The organism is Microcoleus sp. FACHB-831 (assembly GCF_014695585.1).
GTDB lineage: Bacteria > Cyanobacteriota > Cyanobacteriia > Cyanobacteriales > FACHB-T130 > FACHB-831.
Genome location: NZ_JACJON010000015.1, coordinates 1 through 6,015, shown reverse-complemented (window position 1 = coordinate 6,015; position 6,015 = coordinate 1). Strand labels below are relative to the sequence as shown.

Annotated in this window: 5 protein-coding genes; 1 reads left to right on the top strand and 4 read right to left on the bottom strand. The window is 43.7% G+C overall.

Annotation, left to right across the window (positions count from 1 at the left end; all coding sequences use genetic code 11):
- The 3 genes from H6F77_RS27705 to H6F77_RS01955 form a co-directional block, all read right to left on the bottom strand.
- Positions 1 to 116, bottom strand: a 116-nt coding sequence (locus H6F77_RS27705; RefSeq protein WP_375335911.1) for a transposase, incomplete at its 3' end; no start/stop codon positions are given.
- A gap of 210 nt (positions 117 to 326) precedes the next feature.
- Positions 327 to 2,582, bottom strand: a complete 2,256-nt coding sequence (locus tag H6F77_RS01960) for a phenylacetate--CoA ligase family protein (protein ID WP_190484838.1) — start codon at positions 2,580 to 2,582, stop codon at positions 327 to 329.
- A gap of 3 nt (positions 2,583 to 2,585) precedes the next feature.
- Positions 2,586 to 3,110, bottom strand: coding sequence for an SH3 domain-containing protein (locus H6F77_RS01955; RefSeq protein WP_190484836.1), 525 nt, complete (start codon positions 3,108 to 3,110; stop codon positions 2,586 to 2,588).
- A 1,132-nt stretch (positions 3,111 to 4,242) separates the two neighbouring features.
- Between H6F77_RS01955 and H6F77_RS01950 the strand changes: the two genes are divergently transcribed.
- Entirely contained in the window at positions 4,243 to 5,736 is a 1,494-nt protein-coding gene (locus tag H6F77_RS01950; RefSeq protein WP_190484834.1) for a hypothetical protein, read from the top strand.
- Here H6F77_RS01950 and H6F77_RS01945 read toward each other — a convergent pair.
- Positions 5,716 to 6,015 (bottom strand): transposase (locus tag H6F77_RS01945; protein WP_190419731.1); only part of this gene is annotated, 300 nt, incomplete at its 5' end. The genes H6F77_RS01950 and H6F77_RS01945 overlap by 21 nt on opposite strands.

The window sequence follows — 6,015 nt, the reverse complement described above, 5'->3', positions numbered from 1 at the left end:
ACCACTGCTTGCATATCTACGGTGCGCGGACGACCTCCCGGTTTAGCTTTGGGAATCAAGCTGGATAACAGTTCCCATTGTTCTTGGGTCAAGTTACTCGGATACGATGATGTCATGGCTCTCAAAATGCTGTCTGATAATTTGCTATTGACAGGTTATCGTTTTGAGAGCTTTCCTGGCTTCTCAGACATCCTCTCAGCTTCTCTGATAATGTTAGCCCCATCCTTGCCACTCTGGATGAGTAGTGTCATTGTCAGTTGGGTTATCGCTGCCATGAAGAGCCTATCTATCAATCCCCGTGTATTTATCGACGTACATTTGCACTTTTAAATCTCATTTTCGCTTTTCAGATAGGTTCCAGAAAGGTCACAAACTACCGACTGCTTATTATTAACTTGAAGCGCTAGACGGTCAAATGCTGAGGTGCGGGAAGATGGCACGGCAGAGGCAACTAAGCATTGATAAGCCAGTTCGTGTTCTCTCTTCTCTAACAAAGGTTGAGCGAGCGATCGCAAAATCGGTATCCAGGGAATCGGATCGACATCCTCACTTGGTAATCCTGGACTCAGCATACCGGCTTTCGTTTCCAGAATGCTCAGCCATTCAGCGGGTTCAAAAGCTTGCCCCCTGGCTAACATCCCGTAACCTCTCTCCAGCTCAACTCGTGCTTGTTCCTCCGGTGACTGTGCCGCCGCCTCAAGTGCCGACAAAGCAGCTTTGGTATTGGGTTCTCCACCAAGTAGCTGTTGTCTCCAGGCTAGCCATGCCGTTAAGAATTGGTCGTTATCGGGAGCTTGTGATGTATTTCCCCCAGTCACGGACTGCCCATGAACCAGTTCGCACCAATGGGCGAGAAGCCAAGTCCCGAATCGAGGGGCAAAAAAGTTTAAGTCGCCGATTAGAATCGCTAAGATTGGGCGAAGGGCTTTCACAACAGTATTTGACCCAGATGCGATCGCCCGACGCCACGCTGGTTCAAATGCATACAACAGACTCTGGATATTGAATGTATCGAGGTAGCCTGACACAGGCAATGAGCGATCGCTCCAGATTGACTTGGCAGTGTTAATGTCCAAAAAAAGGCTGGGGATGAGCAGATCGAGCATTGATGCTTCATTCGGCTGACTCATCTGTGCGACAGCGTTTTGCAGCCGCCTAGCCGCTTGATAATAAATTGATGCGACCTGCGGCTCCAAGGCAAGAAAATTACAAGAGAAAAGTAATATACGTGCTGTTATCCACTCCACCTCTGGATATTGGCTAGGTGGAGTATCGAGAATCTCCTGTAGCAATGCCTGAGCTGGAGGTGGCATTCCCGAATCTATCGCTACTGTTGGAGCTATCAGTTGTTTGAGCAATTGCGCGACCTTGTTGGCTTCTCCCTTCGGCAACACAGGCGACTGCAACCAAGAGGCCCACGACCCGGAACTGATAGTGTCAATCCAGTCCGTGTCGTCTATTAGTTCAGGTATTGGATTAATTTGTTGATTGTCATCTAAAAAGATTTGAGCATCAACTTCACCAAACGTTTTGTGAACCCAGGTAATGAGTGGTTCTAACGATAACTCGTTAACACTAGCTGGTTGTAGCCAAATATCAATTTCTGTTCCTTCTCGACGCAAAACCTGGTAATTGAGGATGCCATCAAGGGGCGGCATCGTAATTTCACCGGAACGCTTGATACCGTCTAAGGTACGAACGCCATCCTCAATCCGTCCTAAAAGATTTCCTGTAAGCCCAGGGCGACCACAGGGACAGGGTTGTGAGTTTAACTTAATCAGATCGCCGCTTTTGTAGCGCACTAGGGGCATGATTCGGTTAAATAGATCCGTTGTCACTAATTGCCCATCGATGATTTCGTAGAGGCAGCAATCGCTATCGAGATGCAAGCGTCCAGCTTCCGGGCAAGTCAGTCCCGAAATCCCTGTTTCCTGGCATCCATATTCCTCAATGACTGGAGCCTGAAATATTGCTTCAAGTAAGGTTCGCTGGTAGTCAAACAGGCACTCTCCTGTACAAATGATGGCAATGACAGGCGGTAGGCTTCGCCCGTACAATTTTGTTGCCACTTCACACAGCCGACTGGGATAACCCCGAAGGGCAACGAGACGTTGGTTGAGTAGGGTGAGAAGAAGGTCAATAAAATCCGAGTTGATGGCTCCTGCGATCGCTACATCAATGGTTCGCACAGGCATCAAACGACTAGCAACATTGATGATGGGAGTATGCTCATCAATGCCCCACCAGTAAAGGGAGCGACGACGCGCTAATGTACGAACCTTATTCCACTCTGTTCCGGCAAAATAAATGAAGGATTGACCCCGGCTGCCGCTTGTCATACCGCGATACACAACATCATCCGCATTGGCCATAAATAAGCCGGGGTGCTGGCGAATGGTTTGTTTATCTATAGATGCCAGTTTCTCAAACGATTCATGCCAGTTGGAGACAAGTTGAACCGATTCTTGGCTACTGGTAGTTTCGATCAAATTAGCTTTGAGAAAGCGCTCTCGGTTCCCTGGTGCTGTCGCCGCTGCTTCTAACACCCGTTTCAGGCATTCCATCGTTTCATCAAACAGCATCTGTTACTGTTTAGGAACTGAGCGGGATATCCGATCGCCCATTTCCACCCAATCTTCGTGAATTAGAAGTTTTTTCTTTTCAGATAGAGTCTTCAGCTCACTCCGCATCAAATTCATCGGTTTGTCGCAAAACCGCCCTAAGTTTTTTAGGTATGTTGTCGAAACCCAACCGTTACGCAAACGTGGAGCGGAAGCAAAACCAATGGAACCAATATCACCGAAATGACTTGTAATCCGAGTCCATTTTCCAGTTGCATCTCTGTTGAGTGTAACCACCTGCCATCGATTCGGGACTGAACCGATAATCCTGCCGTTGGGACTAGAACGGATATTGAGAGGCTCTCCTTGAGTTGTTACCCTAGCATAGGGACGAGATGACTCATGCCGCGACTCATTGGAACAAGCCTGAGCTAGCTCCATCTCTCTATTGCTGAGGGGTGGCGTTAGGCTTGGTTTTCCAGCTTGGGTCGCTTTGAATATCTTGGTGGTAGCAAAAGCCGTTTTAACTCCAATCACAGACAGGAACATCGCTGTGATAAAGGTAAACGCTCTTTTCCAATGACTGGTACTTATCTTTTTCAAGAGGAATACTTATTTTTTTCGATGTCATCTAAATGCTACTCCTATTTAGTCAAACTCACTAGGAAAAAAAATCTGCAAAACTCTGTTCCAGCGCTAGCTTGAGACTTTTCGGTGATGCATTGGGATGGCTCTCAGTGCGGGTGGGTAAATGATACTCTGTAAGCGAGCGCTACTGACAGACTTATTCACCAACAAAACACTTGAGACTTTCACCACCAGACTTGGAGTGAGCCGACCTTCCTCCACACTTTCAATCTCAACCATAACGATCTGTGTCATAGAGGCAGTGGCAGCTTCATGGGATTAAATGGCGGATTGGAATTATAAATTCGATGCTAGTCTTACCAATTATTGGTGCTAACAATTGGTAAAAATCAATACATCCTACGAGTGCGTTGGAAGAAACTACAAGGCCACACAGTTGGTTTGCGACCATGACTGGAGTATCAAAAATAAATTCTCTTTTCGGACCATTTTTATAAGCCATTTGCGCTCGTCAAACATTACAAAATAGTCGCAATTAATGGAGTCTAGAAGCCTGCTTCCACAGCCTTATTTCCTGTAACCAGTAATTTTATTCGCCACAGCTTAACCAAGAATTATTGAAACGCTTGTATATTGTTTTAAAGGCAGTTGTTGAGTGTTACATAGTACCTACAACCAAGTAGTTGCGCTCGCACCCGTATCTCGACTATACCCCTCAAAGCTTTACTGCTTCGCTAGCTCATAAACTTCACACTACTATTATTAAAGCATTTAAGCCGCTTGAGAACCAGCAAAAAAGCGTAGGAAACCAGAAGGTTAGCTTCCTACGCTTTTAGAATCTAGAATCTATAAAACCTTTTATAGCAAAGGGTTATAAGAGTTTCAAATTTGCCTATAAAATCTGTTTTATCGAGTATCTGCGAACTTCAAATTTTTGCTAACCGTTAAAAGTTATTGTATCATAGTTATATTAATCCTGATGAAAGTTTTTTATTTGGCTATGTCTCAGTAACCTCCCAAAAATCTTCTGGAAACTGTACTCCTATATATTCAACAAGAACAAACTAAAACTCGTAGTTCAAGTTTTTCAAATTTGAAAACCGCCTTGAGAAAGTACATTCTTCCCAACTTACATGGATATAACTTTGTCCTTGAAGATTTAGAAGGAGTCGGTTTAGATTATGCTCTAAGTCAGATTCCTCTTGATGTATTTCTAAATGTTAAGCCTCTTGAGCTTCTGTCAAAAGGTTGTCAAGCTGCTTTAAGTGCTAGCCAGATTACAGCCAATGTAGAAAGAACAACATACCGTCCGGCTCTTAATAGGTTTCTCAAATGGATTCAGCAAGAAAGTTGGTATGAGGAAGCGGCTGAAGGTCGTTATGGAAAGTATGCCCCAAAAACTCGTTCCAAAACCAATATTATGGCGGCAAACCGGGGGCGTAGGTCGCTCCATGCCAATCCTTATGGATTAAAAGAATCTGAATTGACCCCAAAGCTTTTGAAACAGTTAGAACAACTCCATACGTTTTGTACTGGTGAGTATGTTCCTAAGCGTCAGGACAAGAAAATGCGACAGATCACTTTTAATAATCATAAGACACGACTACTTAACATCTTTGGGTGGCTCAAGAATATTGAGAGCTATCAACTTGCTGACTTAGATTTCAAGCTATTGAATGATCTGAAGTTACTCGAAAAATTTTTCGTGTGGGGCATTAACGAGCGCGGAAACACCTGTGGCTGGGCAATGGGATTTTGCGAGTTGGCATTGAACGTTGCAAAGTGGCTTCATTGCTACGAATCTAAAAGTCCCATGTACCGAGACATCCCAGTAGTCGAAGAAATTCGGATGATTAATAACAATCTGGCCAAACGGTATAAAGAAGAGCGAAAAGCCAATAAAAAGGCTAAACGCTCAGAGAAAGAAATGACAACGGAACAGTGTATTGAAGTTGTTAAGTATTTACGAAAATGTTGTGCTTCTCACGATTCCTCTGGAACAAAGCGTTCTCACTTATCAATTATCCGCTCCTGGCAGCGTTATTTGCTTGTGGCTATCTTAACTTATTGCCCAGTCCGGCAACGCGAAATTAGAGAGCTTGAAATTGATCGCACTCTCTTTCGCACGCCTAACGGCTATCGTGTGGTTCTAGAACCAGAAGATAACAAAACAGGTGATGAACGAGACTTTATCCTTTCAGATGTATTGGCTCCAGAGGTTGTAGCTGATATTGACGAGTGGCTAACTATTTGGAGACCTAAGATTCAGGCGGCAACGACTGACTTGGACAGTTGGTTAGGTCTTGTAGCTCGTCGAGCATACAAAAATACAGAAGAGCTAAATGAATACTTAGCAAATTTAGAACAACAACATCAACAAGCAATACAAGAGGGTCAGAATGAAGAGGCTGAGAAATTAGAAAAGCTCATGCAGTCAGCTCGATACAACTTTCAAACATTGGAGCAGGCAAGAAGTAATTTCCAAAGCAAGTTATTTTTTATATCTTGTGGAAACAGCCAATTAGAAACCTATGGCAAACAATTAGAAGCAAGTGATACCAATTTCCTAAATATCTGCTACAGATAAAGCATCCAAAATAAATTTCCATCCAGTCAAAGAAGCGACTATTTCCTTACTTAACTTTCCCAGACTTTTCTCTACCGCTTCTCTCAATTCTTCTAGATTGTCAAAAGTCTGCCATTTTAATTGCTCTTTGATATACTTCCATAACCTTTCTATGGGATTTACTTCCGGGCTATATGCAGGTTGAAACAGTAAAATGACATTCTCCGGTATATTTAAGTTTAAGGAACTGTGAAACCCTCCATTATCTAGCTGAATAATATGTAAATCTTTTGGATATTT

Excerpts from the sequence above, each read along its gene's own strand:
- H6F77_RS01960 (WP_190484838.1), bottom strand. The coding sequence starts at position 2,582 with ATGCTGTTTGATGAAACGATGGAATGCCTGAAACGGGTGTTAGAAGCA.
- H6F77_RS01955 (WP_190484836.1), bottom strand. The coding sequence starts at position 3,110 with ATGTTCCTGTCTGTGATTGGAGTTAAAACGGCTTTTGCTACCACCAAG.